The following is a 15,025-nucleotide window of genomic DNA, read 5'->3' on the forward strand; positions in this document are numbered from 1 at the left end:
GTTAAATTTAACTTGATTCAGCAAATGTATTTGTACTGAAAATGAAGCGTCGGGATGAATACTAAAATGTCTATAAATCAGTGGAGGTGCAAACACCCTGCTGATTAGGGGAACTCAGACTAAGAGCGCCGCGTCCTGCGGCAACGTCTGAGTAACCAACATCCTGTTGGTCCAAGCCTCCGGCGGATGTCACAAATTTTGAAGGGAGTTAAGGAAGGTAGTCTAAGATCGCGACTTCCTGTCGCAACGACCGCATGACCTACATCCTGTAGGCCTCAAGTGCAATTCAAAATTTGGACGCAATTACGCCGAGGTGTAATTGATTAGGGGTTTTCCGAGCGTAATTCAAGAAGGAGTTTTGGCAATGAATACATTTAGACAATCGGTTTTCCGATTTATCAAGGAGTGGTCGCTGATAGCCCCTGGAGACCGGATTCTCGTCGCTTGTTCTGGTGGTGTAGATTCGGTGGCGCTGTTACATTTCATGGCTTCCAATCAAGACAGGATGGAGATTGAAGTAGCCGCCATTCACGTCGACCATATGTTGCGGGGAAAGGAATCAGCAACGGATGGAGTTTTGGTTGAAGGGCTATGTGAAACATACGGTATTCCGTTTTTTGGCGGTAGCGTCCCGGTTGCCGACATGATTAAACAAGATGGGGGGAATGTGCAAGCGGTTTGTCGTGAGGGGCGTTATGCATTGTTCTCTGACATCATGCAAGAACAAAGATACGATGTTCTTGTTACTGCGCATCATGCAGAAGACCAGCTGGAAACGGTTTTGATGCAAATCGCGAAAGGTAGTCAACCATCTGGCATCCCTGTGAAGCGTAAATTCGCTGGCGGCGTTGTCGTTCGGCCGATTTTACCCGTTATGAAAGAGGAACTTTACTCGTACGCTAAGGAACATGACGTACCGTATCGTGAAGACCCAAGTAATGAAAGTGACGCCTATATGCGCAACCGTTACCGTCATCATATCGTCCCGTTTATGTTAAATGAAAACCTCGCCGCCGCTAAAAATGCAGTGAAAATGTCGGGATGGCTTCAAGAAGATGAGGACTTACTAGAAACATTGGCGGTGGAACAGTTAGAAAGAATCGTTGAATTTACAGATGAAGGTCTCCCTGCTATTGACAGCGGCGATTTTTCTGTTATGCACCTAGCTTTACAAAGGCGTGTGATTACACTACTATTGAAGTATCTTTACGATGGGGAGAGTACACCTGTAGAATACAATTCCGCGCTAATTAGCCAACTATTACATCATGTTGAATCGCAAAATGGGAATGTGTCTATCGACCTTCCACGTGGTTACCGATTCACACGAGCGTATAGCAAGTTGACGTTTGTTCGTCATACACAATCTGAGGAAATAGCGACGCGAAAAGTATTTCCGAAAGGTAACTGGACCCGTTGGGGAAATGATTTGGAGCTTTATTGGGCTGAAGTGGATGATTCCGATGCGGAATTATTCATGAGTACAGATGACATAATGTATTTCGATCTGCCGGATTCTCATCTGCCCCTATTTATTAAAAGAAGGGAAGATGGGGATCGGATCTTGTTACCAGGGATGGACCATCCAAAACGTGTGTCAAGATTATTGATTGATGAAAAGGTGGACCTGGCCGAACGTGATCGATTACCGCTAATTGTCACAGCATTAGGTGAGATTTGTGCAGTTCCGGGATTACGCTATGGAGTGGCATTTTCACGAAACAAGACAGAGCAGAGTAATTACATAGTTCGTACAAGAAAGTGCTAGTCGACTAAAATGGAAAAGGGAGGAATTTTGGTGTTAGAGAAAGATATCGAAGAAGTATTAATTTCGGAGCAACAAATTGATGAGAAAGTACGAGAGCTTGGGGCGGTATTGACCAAGGATTATCAGGATAAATTCCCGCTTGCAATTGGTATCCTTAAAGGTGGATTGCCTTTCATGAGCGATCTTATTAAGCGCATAGATGCATATATCGAACTTGATTTCATGGATGTATCTAGTTACGGCAATGCAACAGTCTCTTCAGGTGAAGTGAAAATTGTTAAAGACTTGAACACAAGTGTTGAAGGACGCGATGTACTTATTATCGAGGATATCATCGATAGCGGGAAAACATTGAGTTACCTTGTTGAACTTATGAAATATAGAAAAGCAAACTCCATCAAAATTGTCACGCTGCTTGATAAGCCGACAGGCCGAAAAGTAGATTTGAAGGCGGACTACATCGGCTTTGATGTGCCGGACGCATTCGTTGTAGGATATGGACTTGATTACGCAGAAAAATACAGAAACTTACCTTATATCGGTGTGTTGAAAAAGGAAATTTACTCCTTTTAATCATTCTTAAGAAATGCTTTCCAAATAAGGCATTTTCTTTGTAGATTGAATCAGACCTATGATAAGATTTACACTAGTTTTCTGTTTGAATGAAATGAGGAGGCTTGGGATGAATCGAATACTTCGATACTTTCTATTATACGGATTAATATTCCTAGCGATAATGGGGATATTCAGTTCACTAAACAAAACAAACCCGAAAATGCAAGAAATTCGGTACGATGAATTGATTGTGGCGTTAGAAAAAGGGGAAGTAGAGAGTCTATCTTTACAACCGATTAACAATGTACTGCAAGTTAAAGGTAAAATGGCAAGTTATAAGAAAGACGAGTCATTTGTTGCAAATGTCCTGAATGGCAACGATCTTCAAGCGGATATCAAATCGCTTGCGGGGACTAAAACAAAAGTTGAAATTCTACCTGCACCGACAACGAGTGCATGGGTATCCTTCTTTACGGGTCTTGTGCCGTTCATCATCATCTTCATCCTATTCTTCTTCTTATTGAATCAGGCACAAGGTGGCGGTGGTGGTCGTGTGATGAATTTTGGTAAAAGTAAAGCGAAGCTTCATACGGACGACAAGAAGAAAGTTCGTTTCACAGATGTTGCAGGAGCTGACGAAGAGAAAGCGGAGCTTGTGGAAGTTGTTGACTTCCTGAAAGACTCACGTAAATTCGTTGAAGTCGGCGCGCGTATTCCGAAAGGGATTCTGCTAGTTGGACCTCCGGGTACAGGTAAAACATTGCTTGCACGTGCAGTAGCAGGTGAAGCTGGTGTGCCGTTCTTCTCTATCTCGGGTTCTGATTTCGTGGAAATGTTCGTAGGGGTTGGTGCATCACGTGTACGTGACCTATTCGAAAACGCGAAAAAGAATGCACCTTGTATCATTTTTATCGATGAGATTGATGCGGTCGGTCGTCAACGTGGCGCTGGTCTTGGTGGTGGACACGATGAGCGTGAACAAACATTGAACCAACTCCTTGTTGAAATGGACGGTTTTGGTGAAAATGAAGGCATTATCATTGTGGCGGCAACAAACCGTCCGGATATCCTTGACCCTGCACTTCTTCGTCCAGGACGTTTCGACCGTCAAATTACGGTTGGTCGCCCGGATGTTAAAGGAAGAGAAGCTGTACTTCAAGTACATGCACGCAACAAGCCGCTTGACGATACTGTCAACTTAAAGGCACTTGCGCAACGTACACCAGGATTCTCTGGTGCTGATCTTGAAAACTTGCTAAACGAAGCAGCGCTAGTCGCAGCAAGACGTAGCAAAGTGAAAATCGACATGGCGGATATTGATGAAGCAACAGACCGTGTAATCGCGGGTCCTGCGAAGACAAGTCGTGTCATTTCGAAAAAAGAACGCAATATTGTTGCTTTCCACGAAGCAGGTCACGTTGTTGTTGGACTGATGTTGGACGACGCAGAAATCGTTCATAAAGTAACCATCGTACCACGTGGTCAGGCAGGCGGATATGCAGTCATGCTTCCGAAAGAGGACCGTTACTTTATGACGAAACCAGAACTTCTGGATAAGGTCTCTGGACTTCTGGGTGGCCGTGTGGCGGAAGAAATCGTTCTGGGCGAAGTGTCTACAGGAGCCCATAATGACTTCCAGCGTGCAACAGGTATTGCGCGTTCGATGGTAACAGAATACGGGATGAGTGATAAGCTTGGACCGATGCAATTTGGCCAGTCACAAGGAGGGCAAGTGTTCCTTGGACGCGACTTTAACTCTGAACAGAACTATTCTGAATCGATTGCTTATGAAATCGACCAAGAGATGCAACGTATTATTAAAGAACAATATGCGCGTACAAAAGAGATTCTTACGGAGAACCGTGAGTTGCTCGATTTAATTGCAACAACGCTTCTTGAAGTAGAAACACTCGATGCAGAACAAATTAATCATCTGAAAGATCATGGCACACTGCCTGATCGTCCATATGGCCGTTATGGCTTGGACAATTTAGATAAAGATGTTAAGAGTGTGGATATTTCGAAAAAAGAAGAGGACACAGTGGTCTCTGATTCAACGGGAGCGCCTAAAGATCCGTCAATTGGCGACCTGCCAAAAGAGCTTGGATCTGATCAAGCGATGAAACCGATTGATGAACAACGCAGAGATTGAATGACAAATGATAGCTGACTGCTTCTTTTGAAGCAGTCAGCTTTTTTTCGTCTAGGACCCGATTTTCGGATGTGTGGACCATAAACTATTTTGGCTAAAGGTGCAAATCGCTCCAATGGTAGTCTGTCTTATGACGGTCATATCTAAGTGGGCGCCCTGCGCTTTTGTTCATCTAACCGACTATGGTATGATGTGTTGGAAAACATCGAATGTTAGCGAGGAAACCATTATGATTTTAGTGTTGGATACTGGGAATACCAATATTGTCCTTGGAGTCTATGAGCAAGGACAACTTAAACATCATTGGCGTATGGAAACATACAGACACAAGACGGAAGATGAATATGCGATGCAAGTCAAATCGTTATTTTCTCATGTTGGACTCACTTTTGGGGATGTGACAGGCATTATCATTTCGTCGGTTGTGCCGCCGGTTATGTTTCCGCTTGAACAGATGTGTAGAAAGTATTTTAATCAAAAACCGTTGATTGTCGGGCCGGGTGTTAAAACGGGCTTGAATATTAAGTACGAAAATCCACGTGAGGTAGGTGCTGACCGCATCGTTAATGCTGTTGCGGCAACCCATGAATATGGACATTCGCTCATCATTGTCGATTTCGGTACAGCAACAACCTACTGTTACGTCAATGAACAAGGCGAGTATATGGGTGGTGCTATTGCACCGGGGATTGGGATCTCGATGGAAGCATTGTTTGATCGGGCATCTAAATTACCACGTATTGAACTGACAAAGCCGGATCATGTTGTAGGGAAAAGTACAGTAGCAGCTATGCAGTCTGGAATTGTTTACGGGTACGTGGGACAAGTTGAGGGGATAGTTGCGCGTATGAAAGCGCAAAGTAAGGCAGAGACAACAGTTATCGCGACGGGTGGACTTGCCGATTTAATCGCAAGTGAAACAAAGGTCATTGATGTCGTTGATAACTTCCTCACGTTAAAAGGGCTTCATCTAATCTATGAACGAAACATGTAAAAGGAGTCGAAATTGAAAATGAAAGATTACTTAGTAAAAGCGCTTGCGTTTGACGGAACCATCCGTGCGTATGCAACTCGCTCTACAGATACGGTCGCTGAGGTGCAACGTCGTCATGCGATGTGGCCAACAGCGACGGCTGCTCTCGGTCGTTCTATGACTGCGGCGGTTATGATGGGTGCAATGGTGAAAGGTGAAGACAAACTGACCATCAAAATTGATGGCGGTGGGCCACTCGGTTCAATGATTATCGATGCGAATGCACATGGCGAGGTACGTGGATACGCAATGCATCCGCAAACCCATTTTGATTTGAATGACAAAGGGAAATTAGACGTGAGACGTGCGGTTGGAACTGAGGGTATGTTGACAATTGTAAAGGACCTTGGATTACGGGATTACTTTACAGGGCAAGTTCCGATTGTTTCTGGAGAAATTGCAGAAGACTTCACGGAATACTTCGTTGTCTCGGAACAAGTACCTTCTGCTGTCGGCTTGGGCGTTCTTGTTAATCCGGACAATACGGCGAAAGCGGCTGGAGGATTTATCATCCAAGTTATGCCGGGTGCAACGGACGAAACGATTGAAGAGTTAGAAAAACGTATTGCAAATGTTGAACCGATTTCAACATTGATTGCCCGTGGTTTGACGCCTGAGGAGATCCTAGGTGAAGTACTAGGTGCGGATAATTTAGATATTTTGGATCGTATGGATGTTGCATTTACATGTAATTGCTCAAGAGAGAGATTTAGTAACGCGATTATCGGTCTTGGAGAGCGAGAAATTCAAGATATGATTGATGAGGATGGAAAAGCGGAGGCGCACTGCCACTTCTGTCTAGAGACATATGTGTATCCGAAGGAAGAGTTAGAAAGCTTTATCGATGAAATTCGGTCGGAATCCTGAACCGGAATCGGCTAGTTCGCAAAAGCGCAAACTGAAAACAAAACCACTTCTTCTATTGATTGCTGTACTGTTTGCATGCAATGTTTTTTGGTTCATTGGCTGGCTCTTGTCGGATGAGCCGAAGCAATCTGGTGAAGAAGTGGCGTCGGTTGCTGGCGAGCCGATTACAAGAGAACAGTGGATGACGGCTATGGAAAAGGAAGTAGGGCGTGAGACTCTTTTGAACCTCGTCAATGGCAAGGTGATGGAGGTCGCAGCGAAACAATACGATATTTCTGTATCCGACAAGGAGATTGAACTTGAAATTGCACTGATTCGTTCGGTGGATGGACGCTCGTATACGGGCTTGGACATAGAAAAAATGCGTCAAAAAATCCGTTCGGACCTCATACTTGAAAAAGTGCTAACGAAAGATGTCGTTGTTGAAGATAAGGCGATTAAAAAGCATTACGAGGAAAACGCCTCTCTTTATAATATTTCAACTGCCTATCGTACAGCTATGATTGTTGTGCCGACGAAAAAAGAGGCGGAACAAACGATTGATGAATTGTCCAAAGGATCGAGTTTCGATGTCCTTGCAAAAGAGCGTTCAACAGATCGTGCCTCTGCAAGCTTGGGTGGAGATATCGGTTATATCAACACTTCGACGGATGCGATCGACAAGGAGATTGTGGAAGCTGCAGTCCGTATGAAAAAAGATTCGACAAGTGAAATTATCGCTTTGAGCGACGGTGGCTATGCGGTTATCCAGGTGAGTGAAGTGGTAGAGGGTCAGTCATTTACATTAAAAGATGTAAAAGATCATATCAAGCGTGAACTTGCACTCGAGCAACTATCACAATCAGTTAACCCGGAAGCGTTTTGGGATGAGTTCGATGCGAAATGGTTTTATGGTAAATAAGGATGCTGTTCAGATACCGATATCGATTGGTGGATCTGAACAGCTTTTTTATTGCGGAAAGTTGCCGTCAAATACCATCGGAAATTCAAAGGCGGTCAATTATTGACATCGGGCATAAAATGGTAGTATTATTAACTAAATAAAGCATATCAAAATAGTAGGAATTAGGAGAGGATAATGATGACGTTAGTTGGAAACTCTGTTGCAGACTTGGTTGGAAAGACACCTCTTGTAAAATTAAATAGATTGACGGGTCCTGAAGATGCAGAAGTATATTTGAAACTAGAATACTTTAATCCGGGTTCTAGCGTGAAAGACCGTATTGCCCTTGCGATGATCGAGGCAGCTGAAAAGTCTGGGGATTTAAAAGAAGGAAGCACGATTATTGAACCGACAAGCGGTAACACAGGAATTGGTCTTGCGATGATTGCGGCGGCTAAAGGGTATAAGGCTGTACTGGTGATGCCAGACACAATGAGTACAGAACGTCGTAATTTACTGCGTGCTTATGGTGCGGACCTTATTTTGACACCAGGTGTTGAAGGAATGAAAGGTGCAATAGCCAAAGCAGATGAATTGGCGAAGGAAAATGGTTGGTTCGTACCACAACAGTTTAATAACGAAGCGAATCCTGAAATTCATCGCTTGACGACGGGCCCGGAAATTGCTGATGCGCTAGATCGTGTCGATGCATTCGTTTCTGGTGTTGGAACGGGTGGTACGATTACGGGAGTGGGAAGTGTTTTGAAGGAACGTTTTCCAGACGTGAAAATTATCGCGGTTGAACCGACAGATTCTCCAGTACTTTCAGGTGGTAACCCAGGACCGCATAAAATTCAAGGGATTGGCGCTGGGTTTATCCCAGGAGTTCTTGATACGAAAATCTATGATGAAATTGCTTTGGTGACGAACGACGAAGCGTACGATACAGCAAGACGGGCAGCGCGTGAAGAAGGAATTCTTGGCGGGGTTTCATCTGGTGCGGCGATTTTTGCGGCATTGCAGATAGCGAAAGAACTTGGTAAAGGGAAGAAAGTTGTTGCGATTCTACCGTCAAACGGCGAACGATACTTAAGTACGCCACTTTACCAATTCGACGAAGTGTAAAAGTAGGGGGAGGGGGCCGTGGCGCTCCTTCTTTTTTTGTCGTCTAGGCTCCAGCGCCTAGCCCCTCGAGTCGCTTGGGCCTACAGGATGTAGGTCATGCAGTAGGGAAGGATTGAACTGCATCCTTCCTTGTTGCCACAGGACGTGGCGTTTTTAGACTGCCATCCCCTTGCTGATAAAGGCAAAGTGCGCCTTTATCTTCAAGTCTTCCAGCAGGGAAGGATTGAAGTGCGTCCTTCCTACTTGTCGGGGCTAAACAGGCGCTTGCGCTTTTGTTCTCGTCTAGACTCCAGCGCCTAGAGGTGACAGACACTTATGCTTTTACTCTGGCGTGAAATGCCATGTGCAGGGTAAAATGAAGATACAAATTATTAGCAGGGGGAAATGAAGATGCAAGGACAAAAACCAGTCTATACGACGGCATCAATGACGAAAGAACAATTTTTCTATGCATTTAAAGAATTAGCGCACGCGAATGAGCGCCATCTCCTTTTTGAAAGTGGACGTGGCGGTGCGTTATGTGTGGCTGGGATTGATCCGCTTGTGACACTGCAAACGCTTGAAGGCGATAAATTACAACTTACTTGGCGTGATGGTACACAAGAAGTAAAACAGGGTGAACCGTTGGAGTTGTTGAACGAATTTAACCGATCGTTCGAAATGGATACTATTCCAGAGTTGCCGGATTTTCAAGGTGGATTAACGGGCTTCATCAGCTACGATTATGTTCGTCGCTATGAGCCGATCCCTGTGGATACGGTGGATGATCTTGAGACGCCAGATCTATATTTTTATTTATTTGACCGGTGGGCAGTATTGGATATACAAACGGAAACAGTGTATTTCATGACACTACCGAACCGTGATCTGGATGCTGCAGAGGTGAAAAGTGAATGGTTGGCCGCGGCTTCGGAAGGATTGAAGAAACAAGTTTTCGTGCCGGGAAGAGCGACAGAGGTTTCTTCGGAGTCTGATAGTTTGGCGGTATCCGTAACGGGCCCGCAATTTGAACAGATGGTCCGTGATGTACAAAGTTACATTGCAGACGGAGACGTTGTTCAAGTAAATCTTTCAGTAAGACAATCAAAACCACTTTCAGCACATCCGCTTGATATGTATGAAGCGCTTCGTTCCTTCAATCCTTCGCCTTATATGGCGTCGATTGGTTCACCCGAATTTGCGGTCGTTTCAGGTTCACCTGAATTGTTACTGAAAAAGCGTGGAGATGAGTTAAGTACTCGTCCGATAGGTGGGACAAGACCTAGAGGGGCAGACGATAATAAGGATGCTGCACTGGAAGCGGAGTTGCTATCGAATGACAAAGAGACAGGTGAACATATCATGCTTGTCGATTTAGAAAAGGAAGACTTTGAACGAGTCTGCGCACCTGGTACAGTGGAAACAGACGAATTCATGGTGATTGAAAAATATTCGCACGTCATGCATCTTGTTTCGAATGTCCGTGGAACAGCGGCGCAAGGGATGTCGAATGCAGAGATCGTCAAAGGGGTTTTCCCGGGTGGTTCCATTACGGGTTCGCCGAAGCTTCGGACGATGGAAATTATCGAAGAGTTGGAGCCGACGCGTAGGGGCTTATATACAGGGTCAATTGGTTGGTTAGGCTTTAACGGTGATATGGAATTGAATATCGTTATTCGGACGGCTTACATCAAAGATGGTATTGCACATATTCAGGCGGGAGCGGGCTTAGTTGCCGATTCGGTGCCGGAAGCAGAGTATATTGAGTCGTTGAATAAAGCAAAAGCACTTTGGCAGGCGAAAGCGATGTTAGAAAGCTAAGAACGGAGAGTGCGGCATGTGGTGTTGGATGAATGGTGAATTTTTGCGTGCGGAAGAGTTGAAAATTTCCCCGTTCGATCACGGTTTTCTCTATGGTGCTGGATTTTTCGAAACGTTTCGGACGTATGACGGAGACGTATTGTTGTTTGAGGAACATATGGATAGGTTGCAGGCCGCCCTCTTGGAGTACCGGATTACGATGCCTTATGCAGATGCAGAAATTCTATCAGCTGTACAAGGGTTGAATGAAAAGTCGGGGAATGCAGACGGGTATTTCCGTCTGAACGTTTCAGCGGGTGTTCATGATATTGGCCTAGCACCATCCGCGTATACAACGCCGAACGTTATTTTATTTAGAAAAGAGTTGGCTCCGACTGTGCGGGGTACGGAGAAGAGGGCGGTGTGGCTTGATACACCGCGTAACCTTCCGGAAAGTTCAGTACGCCACAAGTCGCATAACTTCCTTAACAACGTACGTGGTCGACTGGAACTACCTTCGTTAAAAGACTTGGAAGGTCTTTTCATGACGAAAGATGGATTTGTTGCAGAAGGTGTTACGTCGAATGTTTTTTGGATGAAAGACGATGAGTTGTTTACGCCGGCTATCGAAACGGGAATTCTTCCAGGGACGACGCGCGCCTTTATCATTGATTTGGCCAAGTTAGCAGGCTTTGTTGTCAATGAAGGGTGTTATGGCAAGGAACATGTGGACGGTGCGGACGAAGTGTTCGTCACGAACGCTGTACAGGAACTAGTGCCATTGGTAGCGATTGGTGATTTTTCGCTTCCAGGTGCTTCGGGGATTTATTATCAAAAGTTTCATGAATTATATATCCAGGCGATAGAGAACATGAAAGAAGGCGACAGGTAATGGAATTGGCGAATGCGCGCAATGTTTACAAATTTGGTGGTACGGAAATGGACTTTACTAGAGAAACGGTCATTATGGGCATATTAAATGTGACACCGGACTCATTTTCGGATGGCGGCAAATTTGGACAGATGGATGCGGCGCTTCAACATGCACAAGAAATGCTTCGTGACGGGGCAAAAATTATCGATATTGGCGGTGAATCAACGCGACCAGGGCATGTTCCGGTTTCACTGGAGCAAGAGCTGGAACGCACGGTGCCAATCATTGAAGCGATTACCAATGAATTTGGCTGTGTGGTGTCGATTGATACATACAAAGCAGGCGTTGCTGAAGAGGCTATCAAAGCGGGTGCACAGATCATCAATGATATATGGGGGGCAAAACGTGAGCCGGCTATTGCAGCGATTGCGGCGAAGTATAATGTTCCTATCATCCTGATGCATAATCGCGAGAAGGCGGAGTATGAAGAGCCTTTCATGAATGCGGTTATTGGTGATTTGGAAGAAAGTGTTGAGATTGCAATTGCTGCAGGTGTCATGCACGAAAACATTTGGCTCGATCCAGGCATTGGCTTTGCGCGAGACACGATGCAAAATATTGAGACGATGCAAGGGTTACGCCGAATTTCCGATATGGGCTATCCAGTTTTGTTAGGGACATCACGGAAGTCGTTGATTGGCAATGTGTTAGGATTGCCTGTTGAGGAACGGCTAGCAGGAACAGGTGCGACGGTTTGTTATGGAATTGAGCAGGGTTGCCATATTATGCGTGTTCACGATGTGAAGGAAATCGCACGTATGGCAAAAATGATGGATGTATTAACGGGTAAAACCGTTTTTGAGCAATAGGAGGGGCTAGTGTGGATTATATTCATTTGAATGAAATGGAGTTTTACGGTTACCACGGTGCGTTGCCAGAGGAAAATAAGTTAGGACAACGTTTTCGTGTGACGATTTCACTTGCGACGGATCTTTCGGAGGCTGGAGAAACAGATGATCTGGAAAAAACGGTGAACTATGCGGAAGTCTATCTTGTGTGTCGTTCAATTGTAGAAGGGGAACCAGTGAAGTTAATTGAAACCGTTGCGGAAAAGGTTGCGGCCAATGTCATGAAAGAGTTTGCGGCTAAAGTGACAGGCGTTCGCGTTGTGTTGGTAAAACCCGACCCACCAATTCCGGGCCATTACGCGTCGGTATCAGTGGATATTACAAGGGGACGTTTCATATGAGTATTGCGTACCTGTCGATCGGTTCGAATATAGGGGATCGACTGCAACATTTGGTGGGTGCGGTGCAGGCACTTCATTCACATGATGGGGTTGAAGTACTGGCAGTGTCTTCTGTGTATGAAACGAAACCAGTTGGCTATACGGATCAGGCGGATTTTCTGAATGTGACAGTCTGTGTGGAAACTGTTGTTAGTGCACATGAATTGCTGGTGGCTTGTCAAAAAGTTGAACAGGAACTTGGTCGGGTGCGAACGATAAGATGGGGTCCGCGAACTGTTGACCTCGACATCTTACTGTATAGTAATGACAATATTGAAACAGAGAGTTTAGTTGTACCACATCCGCGTCTGTGTGAGCGGGCGTTTGTTCTCATTCCGCTTTTGGAAATTGCTCCTACGATCACCCATCCGGTAACAGGGAAGTTGTTTTCGGAAGAAGCTGCTGTCCGCGATAGTGGTGTAGTACTTTGGAAGAAGGTTAACGGAGTTAAAGATTTCCTGCAATTAAAGGAATGAGGCGCCACGAGATACGCAGCGTATACTGGACTAAACTGGCGTCGATGGCATTGTGATGGGACGCGACCGCATGGCAGTAAGTGTTGTTTAAAACAAATGAGTTGGGCTGCCATGTATTGTGGCGGCTCTTTTTACTACATACATGGGTTGTTTTAATAAGTAAAGCGTGTCGGCGCGGCACAAATTGTGTACAATAGGTGCAGACTATCTAAAGGTTAAATAGATGAAGGAGTGAAAGAAATGTCCCATTTGGATGAATTGAATGATCAGCTACTGGTGAGACGCCAGAAGATGGAGGATATACGGGAAAGTGGATTAGATCCATTCGGCTCGCGGTTTGAACGGACGCATCTGTCGAATGAAATTTTAGAAAAGTACGAGAGTCTTTCAAAGGAAGAACTCGATGAAACGCCACATGAAGTGAAAATTGCAGGACGTATCATGACGAAACGTGGAAAAGGGAAAGCTGGCTTTGCGCATTTGCAAGATCTTGGCGGCCAGGTTCAAATCTACGTGAGACAAGATGCGATTGGTGAAGAAGCATATGAACTTTTCAATAGTACGGATCTCGGTGATATTATCGGGATTGCTGGAGTGGTATTTAAAACGAAAGTTGGAGAACTCTCCATTAAAGCGACTGAGTTTACATTCCTGACAAAAGCGCTACGTCCACTACCTGAGAAGTTTCACGGGTTGAAAGATATCGAGCAACGATACCGCCAGCGTTATTTGGACTTGATCTCAACAGAAGGAAGTAAAGAGACATTCATCTTAAGAAGTAAGATTATCCAATCGATGCGTCGTTATTTGGATGGACAAGGTTTCCTTGAAGTTGAAACGCCAATGCTGCATGCGGTTGCAGGCGGTGCCTCAGCTCGTCCGTTTATCACGCACCACAATGCGCTAGACATGGAGCTTTACATGCGTATTGCTATCGAACTTCATTTGAAACGCCTCATTGTAGGTGGACTTGAAAAGGTGTATGAAATCGGACGTGTATTCCGTAACGAAGGAATCTCGACTCGTCATAACCCTGAGTTCACAATGATTGAATTATATGAAGCGTATGCGGATTATAAAGATATCATGGCGCTAACGGAAAATATGGTTGCTCATATCGCGCAAGATGTACTTGGTACAACGCAAGTGCAGTACGGCGAAGATACAATCGAATTAGCACCGGGTTGGACAAGACTCCACATGGTTGATGCGATAAAAGAATATACAGGCGTAGACTTCTGGCCAACTATGACGAAAGAAGAAGCACATGCACTAGCTAAAGAACATGGCGTAGAAGTAACGGCGTTGATGGAAGTCGGACATGTGTTGAATGAATTCTTCGAACAGAAAGTGGAAGAGCAACTCGTGCAACCAACATTCATCTACGGGCATCCGGTTGAAATCTCTCCGCTTGCGAAGAAAAACCCGGAAGACGGTCGCTTTACAGATCGTTTCGAATTGTTCATCGTCCGCCGCGAACATGCTAACGCATTTACAGAGCTAAACGATCCAATCGATCAGCGTCAACGTTTCGAAGCGCAAATGGTTGAGAAAGAGCAAGGGAACGACGAAGCGCATGACATGGACAATGACTTTATAGAGGCGTTGGAATATGGATTGCCACCTACAGGGGGACTTGGAATCGGAGTTGACCGTCTTGTTATGTTATTAACAAATGCGCAATCTATCCGTGATATCCTGCTATTCCCGCAGATGCGTAAGAAAGACTGAGTAAAGCAAATGCCGCGTAAAGCCGTGAGAATAGGCTTTACGCGGTGTTTTATTATTAAACAAGAAAAGAATTCGATTAAAGTGTTGCAATCGAAAGGGCAGGATGTTATATTAGAAAACGTTGCACTTCCCATAAGACGAAAACGACGAAAAAGAAATTGAAATTAGTTGTTGACTCGTTCGAAAGAAAGTGTTAAGATAGTAAACGTTGCGCTTCCGATATAATGAAAACAACGAAAAAGAAATTGAAAATAGTTGTTGACATGAGGAACACAACTTGATATGATATAAGAGTTGCTGCTGAAACAACGGCAACGAACATTATCAACATGAACCTTGAAAACTGAACAGCAAAACGTCAACGAAATATAGCGAGAGTGCCAAGTGCACTTGAGCAAAAAAACGTTTCTAAGTAAAACGATTTCCGTCGGATGAACAGAAACACACATGACATTATTAATTTAATGCCAGCAAGAAATGAGCTATTCATTTTC

General features: G+C 44.8%; 13 protein-coding genes. All 13 read left to right on the forward strand.

Annotated features, from left to right (window positions below):
- Positions 1-364: 364 nt before the first annotated feature.
- Positions 365-1,768, forward strand: a complete 1,404-nt coding sequence (gene tilS, locus ACIQ0H_RS20960) for a tRNA lysidine(34) synthetase TilS (RefSeq protein ID WP_403419154.1) — start codon at positions 365-367, stop codon at positions 1,766-1,768.
- A 30-nt stretch (positions 1,769-1,798) separates the two neighbouring features.
- Complete coding sequence (gene hpt, locus ACIQ0H_RS20965) at positions 1,799-2,341, forward strand: hypoxanthine phosphoribosyltransferase (protein WP_403419156.1); 543 nt, start codon at positions 1,799-1,801, stop codon at positions 2,339-2,341.
- 109 nt (positions 2,342-2,450) lie between these two features.
- Positions 2,451-4,475: an ATP-dependent zinc metalloprotease FtsH gene (ftsH, locus tag ACIQ0H_RS20970; protein WP_403419158.1), complete on the forward strand. Its 2,025-nt coding sequence runs from the start codon at positions 2,451-2,453 to the stop codon at positions 4,473-4,475.
- A gap of 229 nt (positions 4,476-4,704) precedes the next feature.
- Positions 4,705-5,469 carry a type III pantothenate kinase gene (locus tag ACIQ0H_RS20975; protein WP_403419181.1) on the forward strand — a complete coding sequence of 255 codons (765 nt, stop codon included), beginning with the start codon at positions 4,705-4,707 and terminating at the stop codon, positions 5,467-5,469.
- 18 nt (positions 5,470-5,487) lie between these two features.
- A complete protein-coding gene (hslO, locus tag ACIQ0H_RS20980; RefSeq protein WP_403419162.1) occupies positions 5,488-6,375 on the forward strand; it encodes an Hsp33 family molecular chaperone HslO in 888 nt (295 codons plus the stop codon).
- Positions 6,353-7,276 carry a peptidyl-prolyl cis-trans isomerase gene (locus ACIQ0H_RS20985; protein WP_403419164.1) on the forward strand — a complete coding sequence of 308 codons (924 nt, stop codon included), beginning with the start codon at positions 6,353-6,355 and terminating at the stop codon, positions 7,274-7,276. The genes hslO and ACIQ0H_RS20985 overlap by 23 nt, the downstream gene beginning before the upstream one ends.
- Before the next feature lie 180 nt (positions 7,277-7,456).
- Complete coding sequence (gene cysK, locus ACIQ0H_RS20990; protein ID WP_403419166.1) at positions 7,457-8,383, forward strand: cysteine synthase A; 927 nt, start codon at positions 7,457-7,459, stop codon at positions 8,381-8,383.
- Between the two features lie 390 nt (positions 8,384-8,773).
- Entirely contained in the window at positions 8,774-10,183 is a 1,410-nt protein-coding gene (locus tag ACIQ0H_RS20995) for an anthranilate synthase component I family protein (RefSeq protein WP_403419168.1), read from the forward strand.
- A gap of 16 nt (positions 10,184-10,199) precedes the next feature.
- On the forward strand, positions 10,200-11,054 hold the full coding sequence (gene pabC / locus ACIQ0H_RS21000; protein WP_403419170.1) for an aminodeoxychorismate lyase: 855 nt from the start codon (positions 10,200-10,202) through the stop codon (positions 11,052-11,054).
- A complete protein-coding gene (gene folP / locus ACIQ0H_RS21005; RefSeq protein WP_403419172.1) occupies positions 11,054-11,905 on the forward strand; it encodes a dihydropteroate synthase in 852 nt (283 codons plus the stop codon). The genes pabC and folP overlap by 1 nt, the downstream gene beginning before the upstream one ends.
- Before the next feature lie 11 nt (positions 11,906-11,916).
- Positions 11,917-12,285 carry a dihydroneopterin aldolase gene (gene folB / locus ACIQ0H_RS21010; RefSeq protein WP_403419174.1) on the forward strand — a complete coding sequence of 123 codons (369 nt, stop codon included), beginning with the start codon at positions 11,917-11,919 and terminating at the stop codon, positions 12,283-12,285.
- Positions 12,282-12,800: a 2-amino-4-hydroxy-6-hydroxymethyldihydropteridine diphosphokinase gene (gene folK, locus ACIQ0H_RS21015; RefSeq protein WP_403419176.1), complete on the forward strand. Its 519-nt coding sequence runs from the start codon at positions 12,282-12,284 to the stop codon at positions 12,798-12,800. Before folB ends, folK begins: the two co-directional genes overlap by 4 nt.
- Before the next feature lie 240 nt (positions 12,801-13,040).
- Positions 13,041-14,531, forward strand: a complete 1,491-nt coding sequence (lysS, locus tag ACIQ0H_RS21020; RefSeq protein WP_403419178.1) for a lysine--tRNA ligase — start codon at positions 13,041-13,043, stop codon at positions 14,529-14,531.
- The last annotated feature ends 494 nt before the right edge of the window (positions 14,532-15,025 follow it).

The sequence above is a fragment of the Sporosarcina sp. NPDC096371 genome, from assembly GCF_044762865.1.
Lineage (GTDB): Bacteria > Bacillota > Bacilli > Bacillales_A > Planococcaceae > Sporosarcina.